The 398-nt window shown below is 69.1% G+C and carries 1 protein-coding gene; it reads right to left on the bottom strand.

Going from position 1 to position 398, the window contains the following annotated elements:
- Nucleotides 1-398 (bottom strand): autotransporter domain-containing protein (locus AC3A5T_RS16920; protein WP_487629530.1); only part of this gene is annotated, 398 nt, incomplete at both ends.

The following is a 398-nucleotide window of genomic DNA, read 5'->3' as shown; positions in this document are numbered from 1 at the left end:
GCCGGTGCGAATCCTGCGATCGGCGCCCACGCCTCGATACCGGTGAAGCTCGCCTGCAGATCGAATCCGCTCGACGACAACGTCTGCTGCCATTCGCCGTATCCGTGCAGCGAGAATCCCGGCGCATCCCAGCGCGCGCGCAAACCCGCGATCGCCTGGCTGCGCTCGACATCCCAACCCGCGCTGCGCAAGCCGAAGCCGTCGCCGCCGCGTTCGTCGAATCCGTCGCTGCGCAGCCGCACCTGCTCGGCGCCGACGTACGGACCGAATGCGGTCGAACCAAGCCGCCACTGGTGGCCTGCCTCCACCGCCGCCTGCGTGTAGCTGCCGGCGTAGCGCGTCGACACACCCTGCCAGTCCGCACCTGCGAACAGCTGGCGCTGCATGTCGCGATCGAA

This window comes from Luteimonas sp. Soil_C_16 (genome assembly GCF_057657295.1).
The sequence above is the reverse complement of the archived record's forward strand: the minus strand, read 5'-3'. Positions and strand labels throughout refer to the sequence as shown.